At 57.6% G+C, this 15,017-nt stretch carries 15 protein-coding genes and 1 pseudogene; 10 read left to right on the top strand and 6 right to left on the bottom strand.

Annotation, left to right across the window (positions count from 1 at the left end; translation table 11 throughout):
- Positions 1-83: 83 nt before the first annotated feature.
- Both ABFT80_RS22660 and chpT read right to left on the bottom strand, forming a co-directional pair.
- Positions 84-452 carry a response regulator gene (locus tag ABFT80_RS22660; protein ID WP_347974278.1) on the bottom strand — a complete coding sequence of 123 codons (369 nt, stop codon included), beginning with the start codon at positions 450-452 and terminating at the stop codon, positions 84-86.
- 137 nt (positions 453-589) lie between these two features.
- On the bottom strand, positions 590-1,231 hold the full coding sequence (gene chpT / locus ABFT80_RS22655) for a histidine phosphotransferase ChpT (protein ID WP_347974226.1): 642 nt from the start codon (positions 1,229-1,231) through the stop codon (positions 590-592).
- Positions 1,232-1,627: 396 nt separating this feature from the next.
- On the opposite strand from chpT, the gene ABFT80_RS22650 reads away from it, so the two are divergent.
- From ABFT80_RS22650 to ABFT80_RS22635, 5 genes and pseudogenes are all read left to right on the top strand, one after another.
- The gene (locus tag ABFT80_RS22650) at positions 1,628-2,134 is read left to right on the top strand and encodes a DUF1134 domain-containing protein (RefSeq protein ID WP_455189987.1); all 507 of its coding nucleotides are present in this window, start codon (positions 1,628-1,630) and stop codon (positions 2,132-2,134) included.
- A 136-nt stretch (positions 2,135-2,270) separates the two neighbouring features.
- Positions 2,271-3,362 (top strand): coiled-coil domain-containing protein, encoded by a 1,092-nt coding sequence (locus ABFT80_RS22645; protein WP_347974224.1) that lies wholly within the window; start codon positions 2,271-2,273, stop codon positions 3,360-3,362.
- Between the two features lie 230 nt (positions 3,363-3,592).
- Positions 3,593-3,682: pseudogene (locus ABFT80_RS28130) on the top strand (transposase-like zinc-binding domain-containing protein); the annotation flags it as partial.
- 57 nt (positions 3,683-3,739) lie between these two features.
- Entirely contained in the window at positions 3,740-3,943 is a 204-nt protein-coding gene (locus ABFT80_RS22640) for a hypothetical protein (protein WP_347974223.1), read from the top strand.
- Positions 3,940-4,299, top strand: coding sequence for an IS1 family transposase (locus tag ABFT80_RS22635; protein WP_347973226.1), 360 nt, complete (start codon positions 3,940-3,942; stop codon positions 4,297-4,299). The genes ABFT80_RS22640 and ABFT80_RS22635 overlap by 4 nt, the downstream gene beginning before the upstream one ends.
- An 89-nt stretch (positions 4,300-4,388) precedes the next feature.
- Here the strand turns inward: ABFT80_RS22635 and ABFT80_RS22630 are convergent, their stop codons facing one another.
- The 3 genes from ABFT80_RS22630 to ABFT80_RS22620 form a co-directional block, all read right to left on the bottom strand.
- The gene (locus tag ABFT80_RS22630; protein ID WP_347974222.1) at positions 4,389-5,183 is read right to left on the bottom strand and encodes a TrmH family RNA methyltransferase; all 795 of its coding nucleotides are present in this window, start codon (positions 5,181-5,183) and stop codon (positions 4,389-4,391) included.
- Between the two features lie 60 nt (positions 5,184-5,243).
- Complete coding sequence (locus ABFT80_RS22625) at positions 5,244-5,540, bottom strand: ArsR/SmtB family transcription factor (protein ID WP_347974221.1); 297 nt, start codon at positions 5,538-5,540, stop codon at positions 5,244-5,246.
- 151 nt (positions 5,541-5,691) lie between these two features.
- Positions 5,692-6,780, bottom strand: coding sequence for an AbrB family transcriptional regulator (locus tag ABFT80_RS22620; protein WP_347974220.1), 1,089 nt, complete (start codon positions 6,778-6,780; stop codon positions 5,692-5,694).
- Between the two features lie 154 nt (positions 6,781-6,934).
- Here ABFT80_RS22620 and ABFT80_RS22615 point away from each other — a divergent pair, with 154 nt between their 5' ends.
- From ABFT80_RS22615 to ABFT80_RS22595, 5 genes are all read left to right on the top strand, one after another.
- A complete protein-coding gene (locus ABFT80_RS22615; protein WP_347974219.1) occupies positions 6,935-8,107 on the top strand; it encodes an MFS transporter in 1,173 nt (390 codons plus the stop codon).
- A 222-nt stretch (positions 8,108-8,329) separates the two neighbouring features.
- Entirely contained in the window at positions 8,330-10,519 is a 2,190-nt protein-coding gene (locus ABFT80_RS22610; RefSeq protein WP_347974218.1) for an anthranilate synthase, read from the top strand.
- Between the two features lie 138 nt (positions 10,520-10,657).
- Positions 10,658-11,566, top strand: a complete 909-nt coding sequence (locus tag ABFT80_RS22605; RefSeq protein ID WP_347974217.1) for a cation diffusion facilitator family transporter — start codon at positions 10,658-10,660, stop codon at positions 11,564-11,566.
- Between the two features lie 55 nt (positions 11,567-11,621).
- Positions 11,622-12,032, top strand: coding sequence for a VOC family protein (locus tag ABFT80_RS22600; RefSeq protein ID WP_347974277.1), 411 nt, complete (start codon positions 11,622-11,624; stop codon positions 12,030-12,032).
- A gap of 209 nt (positions 12,033-12,241) precedes the next feature.
- Positions 12,242-13,006, top strand: a complete 765-nt coding sequence (locus ABFT80_RS22595; protein WP_347974216.1) for a L,D-transpeptidase — start codon at positions 12,242-12,244, stop codon at positions 13,004-13,006.
- Positions 13,007-13,304: 298 nt separating this feature from the next.
- Here ABFT80_RS22595 and ABFT80_RS22590 read toward each other — a convergent pair whose 3' ends face one another.
- Positions 13,305-14,984, bottom strand: a complete 1,680-nt coding sequence (locus tag ABFT80_RS22590; RefSeq protein ID WP_347974215.1) for a formate--tetrahydrofolate ligase — start codon at positions 14,982-14,984, stop codon at positions 13,305-13,307.
- Between the last annotated feature and the right edge of the window lie 33 nt (positions 14,985-15,017).

Below are 15,017 nucleotides of genomic sequence, written 5' to 3'. Positions count from 1 at the left end.
GGTTCTCGAAATCCATCTTTTTCGCCACGTCCTGACCTGAATAAACAGTCTTGAGAAAAAGCCCGGTTTTCCGGGCTTTTTTGTTATGCGGCGATGTCCAGATTGACGAAACTATCGGTCAATTGCGGGCGGTCGAACGGTTTTAGGATATAGCCGTGAGCGCCGGCGCGCTTGGAGCGCATGATCATCCCGACATCGATTTCGGTCAGGCTGATGGCGATGCGCGGTTCCTGCTCGGCCGGGATACTGCGAATTCGGCGGATCAAATCCGGCGCGGAAATATCGGGCAAGGTCGTGTCGACGATAATGATGTCCGGCATATCGGCGTGACAAATGTCGAGCGCTTCTTGTCCGCTCGCCGCATCGATGAAGATCAGATCAGGCCCGGCAAGAATACGGCGCGCGACCTTACGGATCACACTGGAATCTTCGACAAACATGCAACGCTTCATTTTCGCCCCCGAAAGCCGGAGGCTGTCGAAGCCACCGGTCAGGCTATAATGCATGCTTTCCGTAAAAGGCCGGAAAATCGTTTAGCTAAAATTGTCGCTAAATCCCACTTTTCGTACGCCAAGCGGGATTTTCGCGATCAGGCAGCTTTTTGCGAGGCAGTAAACTGGATTTCTTCCGGCGTTGCGTGGATGCCGATTTCCATTCCGGCTTCACGCGCAAGCAGCAGCGTGTAGTAGGCCTGCACGGCATGTGCGTCGATTGCTTCTTCCGGCTTGTGTCCGGAATGCAGTTCCAGGAATTTTGCCGGAACGCGCAGCATCGGGCCGCTGGACGTGATGACGAATTTCGGGTCGGTCTCGACATCGATGAGTTTGACGGTGAGTTTTCCACCGCGCGGGATCGCCGCATTTGCCGTCAACAGCAGGTTGAGCAGCAATTTCACCTTGTTTTTCGGCAGCAGCGCGCGAGTTCCCTGCCATTCGAGTTCCGGCTTTTCGTTTTTCAGGAAGGCATTTGCAACCGATTCAGCGTCGCCAGTGTCGATCAGCATACCGGCCGAGCCTGCCGCGCCAAAGGCGATACGTGCAAACTGAAGCCTTGCGGATGCGTTTCGGGCGCTGGCGCGGATCAAATTCATCGCGTCTTCGTCGGCGCCGCCTTCATCGAGAAGTTCAAGCCCGTTGTTGATTGCGCCCACCGGCGAAATGATGTCGTGGCACACGCGGCTGCACAGCAGGGCTGCGAGATCGGGAGCAGAAAGGGTGAAAAGGTCGGCCATTTATAATCCTAACGAAATGGGGGACAGCAGCGGCTTCAAATCAGGCATGCCGAATCACTCTATCCAGTATGCCTGATTTCATACCCTGCGATCGGGCGACGCGAAATCCAAACGCGTTCAAAAGGCTGTTTTGCCAAGAAAAAACCGAATTTCCGGCGTTTCGGAGGGGTCTGTCAGCCTTCGAAGAGCCACGTTCACATGCAAATTTAATGGTTGAAAAAGGATTACGGCCTAGTCTGCCGCAATCAACAAAGCCATCGCAAGAGTGGCGAAATTGCAGAGGTGTCGGCGGAGCTGCTCCCCGGACGGAGATTTGGAAGTATGTTTTCCCGACTGTACAAATTGAGCCTTTTCAGGCTCGTCGCCGCGGTATTCTCGATATCCGGTATCATTCTCATGACGTCCACCGCTTCGCGGGCGAACGAATACACGATGCAGGAAATCGTCGATTCCGGGCACAATTTCTTCGGTTCCGCATCTGGCGGCCTTGCCAGCGTCATCGAGAAAGTCTTCTCATCCTATGGCCTGCCCAATGGTTACATATTGGGAGAGGAAGGTTCCGGCGCGCTCATTGGCGGCCTGACCTATGGCGAAGGCACGCTCTACACCAAGAATGCCGGCGACCATAAGCTGTTCTGGCAGGGCCCTTCGCTCGGTTGGGACTTTGGCGGGCAGGGGTCTCGGACCATGATGCTCGTCTATAATCTCGACGACGTTTCGAGCCTCTACAATCGCTTCGGTGGTGTTGCCGGTTCGGCTTATGTCATTGCCGGTGTCGGCTTCAACGTCATGCGCGCAGGCAACATGCTTCTGGTTCCGGTTCGCACCGGCGTCGGAGCGCGTCTGGGCGTCAATCTCGGCTATTTGAAGCTCACCGCGCGGCCTACCTGGAATCCGTTCTGATCTTCGGAATGGCTTCAAGGTACAGAAAACGCGGAAATTCAGGGGCTTTCGAAAAAAGCTCACTGGATTCGAGCAGGCTTGCCGTGGCAAGACAAACGCGGCGATTTAGCCGCGTTTTCGCAATGGATTGATGGATGTGATCCAGCCACTTCTGTTTTTCATCCTTGGCTTCATGTGCGCCGGGTTCATCGCAATGATGATCGCGCCGGCGATCTGGCGGCGTGCCGTATCGCTGACCCGCAAGCGCATCGAGGCGTCCATGCCGCTCAGTCGCGATGAAATCCGTGCTGAAAAGGATGCGATACGCGCTGAATATGCGATGACCGTCCGGAAACTGGAAAAAAACATCCAGTCCTTGCGCACGAAAACCGCTGAGCAGACGGTGGAAATGAGCCGCAGCGACGCGCTCTGCAAGCGCCTTTCCCTGACTGATGGCGACAAGACGCAGGCGATCGAAGCGCTTGAGCTTCGCAATGCCGAAATCGAGGCGGAGATTGCAAAGAGTACCGCGTGCATCGCAGAGCTTTCCGAAAAAAGCGAAAGCTCCAAGCGCAAGGCAAAGGATCTCGCCGCCGAGCTGAAGTCGATCAGCCGCCTTTACGAGGATGCGAGCTTTGCTTCCAGCAATCGCCAGATCGAACTTGCGTCGCGCGACAGGGAGATCGATTCGCTGAGGGCAAGTCTTGCGACTGCCAAACGCGACAAGCAGGACGCCGAAAAACGGGTTCGCGATGCGGCCGTCGAAATCCGGTTCGCAAAAGAAAAGCTGAAAGAAGAAAGCCAAAAGGTGACTACGCTCGATGCGAAATCCGAGCGTATGCTGGCTGATCTGGCAGATCGCGAAGACCGGCTGGACAGGCGCGAGAAAGAGCTGGAGCGCTTGAAGGGCAACACCGCAACGACATTGGATGATGAGGACGCTTTGCCTGAAAGTAAAAAAATAGGCGATGTGAAACGGCTCGAAGCGCGCCTCACCACTTTGATGCGTGAAAACAAGCGCCTCAAAACGGCTTCCGGCAAGAGGGGCCGCGCGTCTGAGAGTTCAGATGGCGACGGTGCGCTTCGCGAGGAGATGCACAAGCTTGCCGCCGAGGTCGTAAACCTCACTTTGCTTGTCGAAGGGCCGAATTCCCCTATCTCGACAATTCTCGACAAGGACGGGAAGACGAACGCAACGCCGAGCCTCGCCGACCGCGTTCGCGCGCTTCAGGATGCGGCTAAGAGCTAGAGCGGCTCCTGTTTTGATGGAAGCGCGAGGCACCCCCCTCTGCCCTGCCGGGCATCTCCCCCTCAAGGGGGGAGATTACTTTGTCATGAACGCGCGGTATCAACTACCCACGTTGCAGAACACAGGCGGAGAGTCGTATCAGCCAATCTCCCCCCTTGAGGGCATTGTTTACATCTGACTGTTTTTGGATTCTTCTGCTGCCTGTCATGTGATTTGGTGGGAGAAGAAGGATGGACTGTCCAAATTGCCAGAGCCAGGATTTGCGCAAGACCGGTCGCAAGGACGGGGCGCAACGCTATTGCTGCCGGTCGTGCGGACGCTACTGTACGGATAGGCCTCGCCGGTTCAGCCCGCAAACCAAAGCGCAGGCTGTGGACATGTATCTCAACAATGTCGGCATCCGCAAAATCGCGCGCTTTGTCGGCGCCTCGCCGGCCGGCGTGTTGCGCTGGATACGCAAGGAGCATGAGGCCGTGCAGGCGCGGCTGGCCAAGTCTGGCCCAGCCTGTGTGACTGAGGCCGACATTATCGAGATGGACGAGATCTATACTTTCGTTCAAAAAAACAGCTGCGGGCGGTGATCTGGACCGCCTTCAGCCGCCGTCAGAACCGGGTCGTTGCCTATCATATCGGCGACAAGGGCGTGACGAGCGCCATGACCATCTACCGGCTCGTCAAACAGGCCGTGGGCACGATCGAGGCGATCTATACCGATGCCAACTCCAGCTATCATCTGGCCTTCGAGCGCATGGGGATCGGCGAGCCTCATACCCAGACCAAGGCGCAGACACATCTGATCGAGGCATCCAACTCATCGATCCGCGACAACCTCGCCCGCTTCAACCGTCGATCAAAGCGCTTTTCAAAAACCCATCAGATGCTCGACATAACCCTCGCTCTGTTCTTCAACAGGCATCTAATTACGAGTCCAATGTAAACACTGCCCCCCTTGAGGGGGAGATGCCCGGCAGGGCAGAGGGGGGTGTTGTCCCGCCTGCGTTTCTATCTAAAAATGAACGGCTTTAATTATTTAGAAAACTGGTGCAAGGCGATTGCAGATGCGGCCGCCACGTTGAGGCTGTCGAAATCGCTGGCGATGGAAATGCGCGCCGTGTTCAGTCGCGAAAGCAAATCCGCCGGCAGTCCTTCGCCTTCGGTTCCCAGATAAAGCGCCAGGCGCTTGGGCCTCTTGATGTCGCGAATATCGGCAGCACCGCTGGGTGATAGGGCCAATTGTTGAAATCCGTGACGATCCAGCGATTGCGCCAGTGACATGGCGTTGCCCGCGAAGGCGAACGGCACTTTGAGCGTTGCGCCGACGGAGACGCGGATGGCTTTGCGATAAAGCGGATCGCAGGACGTTTCATCCATCAACACCAGATCCGCACCGAAGGCGGCGGCGTTTCGGAAGATGGAGCCCATATTGTCGTGGTTTGAAATTCCCACCAGGGCAACTACCAGCGCATTTTCAGGGAGGTTTTCGAGCAGGCTTTCCGCCGTTTCAGAGCCTCGGCGTTTTCCTGTCGCCAGAATACCCCGATGAATATGAAAACCGGCAATCGAATCCAGAACGTCCTGCGAGGCGACATAGACCGGCATGTCTTCAGGTGCATGTTTCAGCGTTTCCTGCAGGCCGGGCAGGCGGCTTTCCAGCACGAGAACGGATTGTGCCTCGAAGCGCTTTGCCGAAAAAAGCACGTTGAGGACCACCTTGCCTTCAGCAATGAAGCGGTTCTCACGGCCGACGAGCTCGCGCTCGCGAATATTCATGTAATGGGTGACGCGAGGATCGTCGCGGTCGTCGATGCGGATGGTCGGCATGAGAAGCTGTTCCGAACGGGCTTTGTGCACGGCTTACCGCGTCGGCAAAGCCCGCGCCAGTTACTGCTTCCTGAAAATGTCGGAGAGTGTCTCGAGCAGTCGATGAACTGCTTCACTGTTGCATGAATAGTAGATCGTCTGGCGGTCGCGGCGCGTCTGGACGAGATCGAGGCTGCGTAGCTTCGCCAGATGTTGCGAAAGAGCGGATTGGCTGAGCGAAACCTTGTCTGCGATGACGCCGACGGACAATTCGTCATCGACCAGATGGGAGATGATCTTCAGCCGCTTCTCGTTGCCCATTACAGCCAACAACGCGGCTGCCTGTTCCGCATTCTCGTCGAGATGCCCCAAAATCATTTTTTCCCCACACAAATAGAGGGCGTCCGACTTTATGGGGGCGATAAGGTCAGAAGCGGATTATGGCTTCGCAGCCGCATTTTGCAGGCAGCGAGCCGATGCAAATTAGCCTATTCGCACCAAATCTCAAGCGTTCAATGAATTTTGAGAATCACGGTTTAACGCGACGCGCCACATAACGCGCAAGCGGTGGCCCAAGCAGCAGAACCAGCAAAAAGCGTGCGCTTTGCAGAGCCATGACGAACGAGATGTCCACATTGTTCGAAGCCGCCGCGATAATCGCGACGGAATCCATGCCGCCGGGACTGGTGGCGAGATAGGCGGTGAGGGGATCGATACCGAGCAGGTGGACCAGCAACCATGCCAACCCGCCGCAAAATGCCACCAGAATCAGAATGGACGCGATAACTTGCGGGAGCGCTTTGCTGGCGTGCCGCAATATGGGCCGTGTGAAATTCAGCCCGATCGACCAGCCGACAAGCGCATAGCTGATAGCAAGCAGCCATTCGGGTATCTGCATGGGCAGGTCGAGACCGATATGCAGCACGATCCCGACAATCATCGCGCCGAGAAAATAAGGCGATGGTAGCCGCAGCAACCGCCCTACGACCCCACCGGCAACAGCGATGAAGAGCGTTGCAGCGAATGCCGGAATTTCGATTTCAGGAAACCAGACGATTTGCGGCGGTGCTACGCTGCCGGTGTCGACCCATATTCTGGCGACGAGTGCTGCGGCCAGCGAGACGATGATGACGCGCAGATATTGCATGAAGGCCACAAGCCGGGCATCGGCGCCGAATGCACCGGCCATGAGAACCATCGCCGTAGCCGCCCCCGGTGCCGAACCCCATACGGCAGTTGTTCCGGGAAGGATGCGCCAGCGGCTGATTATCCAGCCCAGAAAGCTGCTGGCACAAACCGTTGCCAGCACGACGCCCAGAATAAGAGGCCAGCTCGACGAGAGCGCGGTGAAAATATCCGACGAGATCGAGGCCGCGATCAGGCAACCGACGATTGCCTGCGCGCCTGCAAAACCGGGTTTGAACACACGGATCGTTGCACCATTCGTTCCACACAGAATCGCGGCCAGCATCGGCCCGACCAGCAAGGCTGCCGGAAGGCGTGCAAATTCGAGAATTCCGGAAAACAAAATTGAGAGCAGAAGCAGGACGGCCCATTGGATCAGCCGGGGCTTTCCGCTTAAAACCCCGGAATCGGGCGATGATTGCTCAGTCTGCATGTGATGCTCTTAACGGCAACTTCGCCCGATTGCGACCCGAATTGGGAGATCGGCTACGCGTGCCGCGCAATGCTGCGTTGCAGCAATAGCATTTGCGGGATAAGGACGAATTCGGGATAGTCCTCCTTTATCTCTCTACAATCATGTGAGTCTCATGCCCCTTCCTATTCTGGCGCTGGCGGTTGCCTCGTTCTGCATTGGCACGACCGAATTTGTCATCATGGGGCTGCTTCCCGAAGTTGCCGGCGATCTTGGTGTTTCCATCCCTGCTGCGGGCCTTCTCGTTACGGGCTACGCGCTCGGCGTGGTTTTCGGAGCGCCGGTGATTGCGATTGCCACGGCGAACATGCCGCGAAAAGGCGTTTTGCTGGCGCTTGCCTCACTTTTCGTCGTCGGCAATCTTCTCTGCGCCATCGCGCCGACCTATTGGACGCTGATGGCGGCGCGTGTCGTGACCGCATTCGGCCACGGTGCATTCTTCGGCATCGGCTCGGTGGTTGCCGCCAGCCTCGTTCCCAAAAACCAGCGCGCCAGTGCAATCGCGCTGATGTTTGCCGGTCTGACGCTTGCCAATATTCTCGGCGTGCCGGGCGGTACGGCACTGGGCGAAGCCTATGGCTGGCGCTCGACATTCTTCGCGGTTGTGGTGATCGGACTGCTGTCGGTTGCCGCAATCGCGTGGTTCGTTCCTTCAAATGTCGCGGCACCCAGCGGCGGCGGGCTGATGGGCGAAGTGAAGGTGCTCGGCAAATTGCAGGTGTGGCTCGCCATGATCATCTCCGCGCTTGCATCGGGCAGCCTGTTCGCCGTCTTCACCTACATCAAGCCTTTGTTGATGGAAGTGACGGGGCTTTCGACTGAATCGGTGACATGGGTTCTGCTTCTATTCGGCGGCGGCATGACGATCGGCAATATTCTCGGCGGCAAGCTGGCGGACTGGAAGCTCATGCCAACGGTTATCGGCACGCTGATGCTGCTCGCGCTTGTCCATCTCGGCCTTGCAGAGTTCGGAACGTCGGCATTCGCTGCGATCGCGCTGATTTTCATATGGGGCGTGCTCACCTTCGTCATCGTTCCACCGATGCAGATGCGCGTCGTGGAAGCCGCGTCCGAAGCGCCAAATCTCGCGGCGACCCTCAATCAGGGCGCGTTCAATGCGGGCAATGCCGCGGGCGCATGGATAGGCGGCGCGGCCCTGTCTTTCGGGCTTGGCTATCAGCAATTGCCGCTGGTCGGCGTGGGCATCGCGCTTCTGGCGCTTGCCGTGGCATTCGCCTCGCAATCGCTCGACCGCAACAATCTGATCGAGACGCCGCAGGAAGCCTAAAGCGTGTCCTGACCGGAATCCGGTTGCTTCCGGTCGCCTTCACGGCTATGGAGAAAATATGAACACGATTTCGAACACGAAGCTTTGGTGGTGGGCCTGCTGACGGCGGCCTACTGCAAGCGCGTGCGCGTGTAACCAAGTGGCCGCAACGGATTTCCGGGCGGCCATTTCTTATTCGAGCAAGGTTTCCCGGACGACTTTTAGAGATGATTGGAGACGGGAATGACGATTGAAGTGCTTGAAAACGGTGCAGAGCGTTTTTTCACCGAAGGCGGGGTCGCTATCACGCGCCAACGTCATGAAACGCCATATGACAGCGCCATCGAAACCTATATCGATGCGCTGAATTCGCGCCGCGGCGCGGTTTTTTCTTCCAATTACGAATATCCCGGCCGTTATACGCGATGGGACACGGCAATCATCGATCCGCCGCTGGTCGTCAGCGCGCGGGGCCGCTCGATGCGCATCGAAGCGCTCAATGGGCGCGGCGAAATTCTTCTGCCCTTCGTGCGTAAGGCGGTTGCAGCGCTGTCAGAAGTGACGATTGTCGAGGATACGGACAAACTGATCCGCATCGAAATATCTTTGCCGACACGTGTTTTCACCGAGGAAGAGCGCTCCCGCGTTCCTTCGGTTTTCACCGTTTTGCGGGCGATTACCTCGCTGTTCAAAACGAGCGAAGACAGCAATCTCGGACTCTATGGCGCGTTCGGCTACGATCTGGCGTTCCAGTTCGATCCGGTCGATTACAAGCTGAAGCGCGCTGAAAGCCAGCGCGATCTGGTGCTTTACCTGCCCGATGAAATTCTGGTCGTCGATCACTATTCGGCCAAGGCGTGGCACGACCGCTATGAATACGCTTTTGAGGGTGCATCGACGGAAGGTCTGGCGCGCGGCGGTGCGGAAGTGCCGTTCAAGCAGTCCGACACCATTCCGCCGCGCGGCGATCATACGCCCGGCGAATATGCCAAAATCGTCGATAAGGCCAAGGTAAGCTTCCAGCGCGGCGATCTGTTCGAGGTCGTTCCGGGCCAGATGTTTTACGAGCGCTGCGAAACGGCACCTTCGGAAATCTCGCGCCGTCTCAAGGCCATCAACCCGTCGCCCTATTCGTTCTTCATCAATCTGGGCGAGGGCGAATATCTGATCGGCGCATCGCCGGAAATGTTCGTGCGGGTCAATGGCCGTCGGGTGGAAACCTGCCCGATTTCAGGCACGATCAAGCGCGGCGAAGATGCGATCTCCGACAGCGAGCAGATCATCAAGCTTCTGAATTCCAAGAAGGATGAGTCCGAGCTGACCATGTGCTCGGATGTCGACCGTAACGACAAGAGCCGGGTGTGCGATCCGGGTTCGGTGCGCGTCATCGGGCGTCGCCAGATCGAGATGTATTCGCGCCTGATCCATACGGTCGATCATATCGAGGGCCGTCTGCGCGAAGGCATGGATGCTTTCGACGCGTTTCTCAGCCACGCCTGGGCCGTGACGGTGACCGGCGCGCCAAAATTGTGGGCCATGCGCTTCATCGAGGAAAACGAGAAAAGCCCGCGCGCCTGGTATGGCGGGGCGGTTGGCATGGTTCATTTCAACGGCGATTTGAACACCGGTCTGACGCTCAGAACCATCCGCATCAAGGACGGTCTGGCCGAGGTGAGGGCGGGCGCGACGCTGCTGTTCGATTCCGTTCCCGAGGAAGAAGAAGCCGAAACCGAACTGAAGGCCTCTGCCATGCTTTCTGCCATACGCGATGCCAAAGCCGGAAATGCCACCGCTTCGAAGCGCGAATCCGCGCGGGTCGGGGAGGGCGTGAACATTCTGCTGGTCGATCACGAAGATTCCTTCGTGCATACGCTGGCGAATTATTTCCGGCAGACAGGTGCGGTCGTCTCGACGGTGCGCTCGCCTGTCTCGGAAGAGGTCTTCGATCAGTTCAAGCCGGATCTCGTCGTGCTTTCTCCCGGTCCCGGCACGCCGAAGGATTTCGATTGTGCCGCGACCATTTCAAAGGCACGCAAGCGCAAGCTACCGATCTTCGGTGTATGCCTCGGCCTGCAGGCATTGGCGGAAGCCTATGGCGGCGAGTTGCGCCAGCTTCACATTCCAATGCACGGAAAGCCGTCACGTATCCGCGTTTCGCGTCCAGGCGTGATTTTCTCCGGCCTGCCTTCGGAAGTCACGGTTGGCCGCTACCACTCGATCTTTGCCGATCCGGTGCGTCTGCCGGACGATTTCGAGGTGACAGCGGAAACCGAGGACGGCATCATCATGGCGTTCGAGCACAAGCATGAGCCGGTCGCCGCAGTGCAGTTTCACCCTGAATCGATCATGACGCTCGGCCACGATGCCGGAATGCGCATGATAGAAAATGTCGTCGCGCATTTGCCGCGCAAATCGAAGGAAAAGGCCGCCTAGAGCATCGGACCGAAAAGTGGTTACCGGTTTTCGGATTATTCCGATGCTCACTCAAAGTGCTAGATCGTCCTTTGTGCGTCCAATAGGACGCACGGCGATCTAGCCGCCTTTTTCAATCCAGTACGAGGCACTGCGATCATGGATTCCAAGAATAAGGTTGCGCGACTCGCAGCATGGTCGATCGTTATCGCGTTCGGCGTGCTCGGTCTCAAAGTGCTCGCTTGGCGCATCACCGGTTCGGTCGCGCTGTATTCGGACGCGCTAGAATCCATCGTCAATGTGATCGCGGCGGGTGCCGCTTTCTGGGCCATTCAGGTCAGCTACAAGCCTGCCGACAGCGATCATCAGCATGGTCATCACAAGGCCGAATATTTTTCGGCGGTTCTCGAAGGCGTCCTGATCGTCGTCGCTGCGCTGCTCATCCTCGTCGAAGTGTGGCGTGCGTGGCAGATGCCCGCGCCGATTGAGCAGCCCTGGTCGGGTCTTGCGGTAAATGGCCTGGCATCCGCGATCAATGCAGGCTGGGCGATGATCCTCATCCGTGCCGGACGTGCGGAACGTTCGCCCGCACTCATTGCGGACGGCAAACACATCATGACCGACGTGGTGACGTCGGTCGGTGTCATCGCGGGCCTGATCGGAGCTGTGCTGACCGGATGGCAGATCCTCGATCCGCTTCTGGCCGTCATCGTTGCGCTCAACATTCTCTATCAGGGCTGGAACGTCATCCGCTCGTCGCTGAGCGGCTTGATGGACATGGCCGTCGAGCCGGAAGAGCGGGTTCGCATTCGCGATATCATTTCGACGAATTCCGGCGGTGCGCTTGAAGTTCACGATCTGAAGACGCGCATTGCAGGCCGCGCGACCTTCATCGAATTCCATCTCGTCGTGGATGCCGATATGAGCGTCGGCGACAGCCATGTGATCTGCGACCGGATCGAGGATGCGCTGCGCGCCGAGATACCGAGCGTGCGCGTCATCATCCATGTCGAGCCGGATCACGAGGCGAAACTTCCCAAGGGAACAGCCGCCGTACCTTTTGCGTGAAACTTTTGCGGTCCGTCGCGCATTCAATGCTCAACAAAAGAGAGAGGGTTGAATGATGGAATTTCATCGTGGACGGCTGATCGATCACCTTCACCTCCGGGTCGCGAATGTCGAGGTAAGCGCCAAATTCTACCGCGCCATCCTGACCGCTCTCGGAAAAGATTCAGGCATTCGCGAGGGGCTGGATTACTTCAACGCCGACGAACTTTGGATCGACGCGGCTGACGGCGAGACATCACGCGCGCATCTGGCCTTTCAGGCGATTGACCACGCAGCGGTTCATCGCTTTTACGAGGCGGCACTTGAAGCGGGCGGAAAAGGCAATGGCGAGCCCGGCGAACGTCATTATCATCCCGGCTATTATGCCGCCTTCGTGCTCGATCCGGACGGTAACAATATCGAGGCGGTTTATCACGGTCCTGTGATCCAGAATGTCGAATCCGTCGTCATTCAGCCTGACGGGTAAAAATACTCAATCATTTCATGTTGTTGAGTATTTGTGGCATATCCCAAGAAGTCACCGTTCAAGTGCTGTTGCAAAATGGTTACACAATTGGCTTGCCATCTTTTAGCTCTTGTTTACCCAAAGCGAGGACATGATTGAGCAGCATTTACAAAGTGCAAAGAGGGCGAACTTCTTCGCCTAATAAGAACAATCTGTCACGGGTCTGCTTTATGTGCGTACATCGCTCGGCGCTTGCCGCCTTCAGGGTTTTTGCTCTGCTTTTCGTTCCTTTCCTGCTCGCGGGGTGCATGTCCTCTGGCGGCATGTTGCAGCAGCCCGTCAAGAAAGGGCCGGACCCTTTCTATGTGGCGATGTATGGCCCGCTGCCGAATGAGCAGTTCCCTATGCCTGCAACGGACATTACGAATGTCGACCCGCAGTTCCTCCGCCAGCAGGTGCGCTACGACACTTATGAGCGTCCGGGTACGATCGTGGTCGATACGGAAGCCCGCTTCCTCTATCTCGTTCAGGAAAACGGCATGGCGATGCGCTACGGCATCGGCGTTGGCAAGGCGGGGCTTGAATTTGAAGGCAAGGCGCGTATTGCTCGCAAAGCCCATTGGCCGCGTTGGACGCCTACGCAGTCGATGATCGAGCGTGAGCCTGAGCGCAATGCGCAGTGGGCAAACGGCATGGAGCCGGGCCTGACCAATCCGCTTGGACCGCGCGCGCTTTACCTTTTCCAGGGCAACCGCGACACACTGTACCGCATCCACGGTACGTCCGAGCCTTGGTCGATCGGCAAGGCGGTTTCCAGCGGCTGCATCCGTCTGTTCAACCAGGATATCGTCGATCTCTACGATCGTGTTCCCGTGGACTCGGAGGTTGTGGTTCTCCAGAACGGTCAGCCATTGCCACAGCCGCAGCAGGACAATTTCGAACAGGCTCCTATGGTTTCGGACAGCAGCGTTCTTCGCCCGCAGGCCAATATCTAGGGCCTTTCATCTTTAAATAGAAATGCTGGCGGGACAGCGCCCCCCTCTGTCCTGCCGGACATCTCCCCCACAGGTGGGGAGATCAGCAGCTTCAACTATGTCGCTCGAATTTCGGCGTTCAGGATTGGCGAAATCAGAAATGAAATCCAATCTCCCCACCTGTGGGGGAGATGTCCGGCAGGACAGAGGGGGGCGCTTCGCGATTCCATCAAAACAGGAATCGCTTTAGGATCGACATTGGATCGAAACAAAAAAGCGGCGCCCGAAGCGCCGCTTTTTCTTTGTGGTTCAGAGGCTTTTAGAACAGCCCCTCGATCTGTCCCAGTTCGTTGAGGAATATCCGCTCGGAAGAGGGCGATCTTGGCAGGCCGGGCATGGTCATGATCTCTCCGCAGATCGCCACGACGAAGCCAGCACCTGCCGAAAGGCGCACCTCTCGAATAGGGACGGTGTGGCCGGTCGGCGCACCGCGCAGATTCGGATCGGTCGAGAAGGAATATTGCGTCTTGGCCATGCAGACCGGCAGCTTGCCGTAGCCCTGAGCTTCCCAGGCATGAAGCTGGTCGCGCACGCTTTTGTCGGCAATCGCCTCCGAGCCGCGATAGATGCGCTTGACGATCGTGTCCATTTTTTCGAACAGCGGCATCTCGTCGGCGTAAAGCGGTGCGAATTGCGATGCACCGGACTCGGCCAGAGCGACAACCTTGTGCGCCAGTTCTTCGATGCCTTCCGAACCCTTTGCCCAATGCTTGCAGAGGATCGCATCCTCGCCCATCGAGGCTACATAGTCCTTCATGGCTTGAATTTCGGCCTCGGTGTCGGAATGGAAGTGATTGATGGCAACGACAGCGGGCACCCCGAACTGCTTCACATTCTCGATATGCCTGCCGAGATTGGCGCAGCCCTTCTTGACAGCCTCGACGTTCTCCGTGCCGAGATCGTCCTTCTTGACGCCGCCATTCATTTTCATGGCGCGCACGGTTGCGACGATAACCGCCGCCGCAGGCTTGAGGCCCGCTTTACGGCATTTGATGTCGAAGAATTTTTCGGCACCGAGATCGGCACCGAAGCCTGCTTCCGTCACCACATAATCGGCAAGCTTTAGCGCCGTCGTTGTTGCGACGACCGAGTTGCAACCATGCGCGATGTTTGCGAACGGCCCGCCATGCACGAAGGCCGGATTGTTCTCCAGCGTCTGCACGAGGTTGGGCTGCATCGCATCCTTGAGCAGAACGGTCATCGCACCATCGGCCTTGATGTCGCGCGCAAAGACCGGCGTCTTGTCGCGGCGATAGGCGATGATGATGTTGCCGAGACGCTCTTCGAGGTCTTTCAAATCCTTCGAAAGGCAGAGGATCGCCATGACTTCCGAGGCAACGGTGATGTCGAAGCCTGCTTCGCGCGGATAGCCGTTGGCGACGCCGCCCAGCGAGCAGATGATCTCGCGCAGCGCGCGGTCGTTCATGTCCATCACACGACGCCACGCAACGCGGCGCGTATCGATGTTCTGCTCATTGCCCCAATAGATGTGGTTGTCGATGAGTGCGGAGAGCAGATTGTGCGCGGCGGTGATGGCGTGGAAATCGCCGGTGAAATGGAGGTTCATGTCCTCCATCGGCACGACCTGCGCATAACCGCCGCCAGCGGCTCCGCCCTTCACGCCGAAGCAGGGCCCGAGCGAGGCTTCGCGGATGCAGATGATCGCCTTTTTGCCGATGCGGTTCAGGCCGTCGCCCAGCCCGACCGTGGTCGTGGTCTTGCCTTCGCCGGCGGGCGTCGGATTGATGGCCGTCACCAGAATGAGCCTGCCATCCTTCTTTTGGCGGGCCTCCGCGATGAAGGCAGCCGAAATCTTGGCCTTGTCATGCCCGTAGGGCAGGAGATGTTCCGAGGGTATTCCTATTTTCGCGCCGATTTCCTGAATCGGCTTTTTCTGCGCTGCGCGCGCAATTTCGATGTCGCTTTTTACTTGGGCCATGCATTTCCCCGGAATTTTGTGGATCGACAGAAC

It is taken from the genome of Foliimonas ilicis (genome assembly GCF_039939195.1).
Lineage (GTDB): Bacteria > Pseudomonadota > Alphaproteobacteria > Rhizobiales > Rhizobiaceae > Foliimonas > Foliimonas ilicis.
This window is presented reverse-complemented; position numbering and strand designations above follow the sequence as displayed.

Bases quoted from the DNA above. Each gene is read 5' to 3' on its own strand.
- ABFT80_RS22660 (WP_347974278.1), bottom strand. From the start codon at position 452: ATGAAGCGTTGCATGTTTGTCGAAGATTCCAGTGTGATCCGTAAGGTC.
- chpT (WP_347974226.1), bottom strand. From the start codon at position 1,231: ATGGCCGACCTTTTCACCCTTTCTGCTCCCGATCTCGCAGCCCTGCTG.
- ABFT80_RS22650 (WP_455189987.1), top strand. From the start codon at position 1,628: ATGACGTCCACCGCTTCGCGGGCGAACGAATACACGATGCAGGAAATC.
- ABFT80_RS22640 (WP_347974223.1), top strand. From the start codon at position 3,740: ATGTATCTCAACAATGTCGGCATCCGCAAAATCGCGCGCTTTGTCGGC.
- ABFT80_RS22630 (WP_347974222.1), bottom strand. From the start codon at position 5,183: ATGCCGACCATCCGCATCGACGACCGCGACGATCCTCGCGTCACCCAT.
- ABFT80_RS22625 (WP_347974221.1), bottom strand. From the start codon at position 5,540: ATGATTTTGGGGCATCTCGACGAGAATGCGGAACAGGCAGCCGCGTTG.
- ABFT80_RS22620 (WP_347974220.1), bottom strand. From the start codon at position 6,780: ATGCAGACTGAGCAATCATCGCCCGATTCCGGGGTTTTAAGCGGAAAG.
- ABFT80_RS22615 (WP_347974219.1), top strand. From the start codon at position 6,935: ATGCCCCTTCCTATTCTGGCGCTGGCGGTTGCCTCGTTCTGCATTGGC.
- ABFT80_RS22610 (WP_347974218.1), top strand. From the start codon at position 8,330: ATGACGATTGAAGTGCTTGAAAACGGTGCAGAGCGTTTTTTCACCGAA.
- ABFT80_RS22605 (WP_347974217.1), top strand. From the start codon at position 10,658: ATGGATTCCAAGAATAAGGTTGCGCGACTCGCAGCATGGTCGATCGTT.
- ABFT80_RS22600 (WP_347974277.1), top strand. From the start codon at position 11,622: ATGGAATTTCATCGTGGACGGCTGATCGATCACCTTCACCTCCGGGTC.
- ABFT80_RS22595 (WP_347974216.1), top strand. From the start codon at position 12,242: ATGTGCGTACATCGCTCGGCGCTTGCCGCCTTCAGGGTTTTTGCTCTG.
- ABFT80_RS22590 (WP_347974215.1), bottom strand. From the start codon at position 14,984: ATGGCCCAAGTAAAAAGCGACATCGAAATTGCGCGCGCAGCGCAGAAA.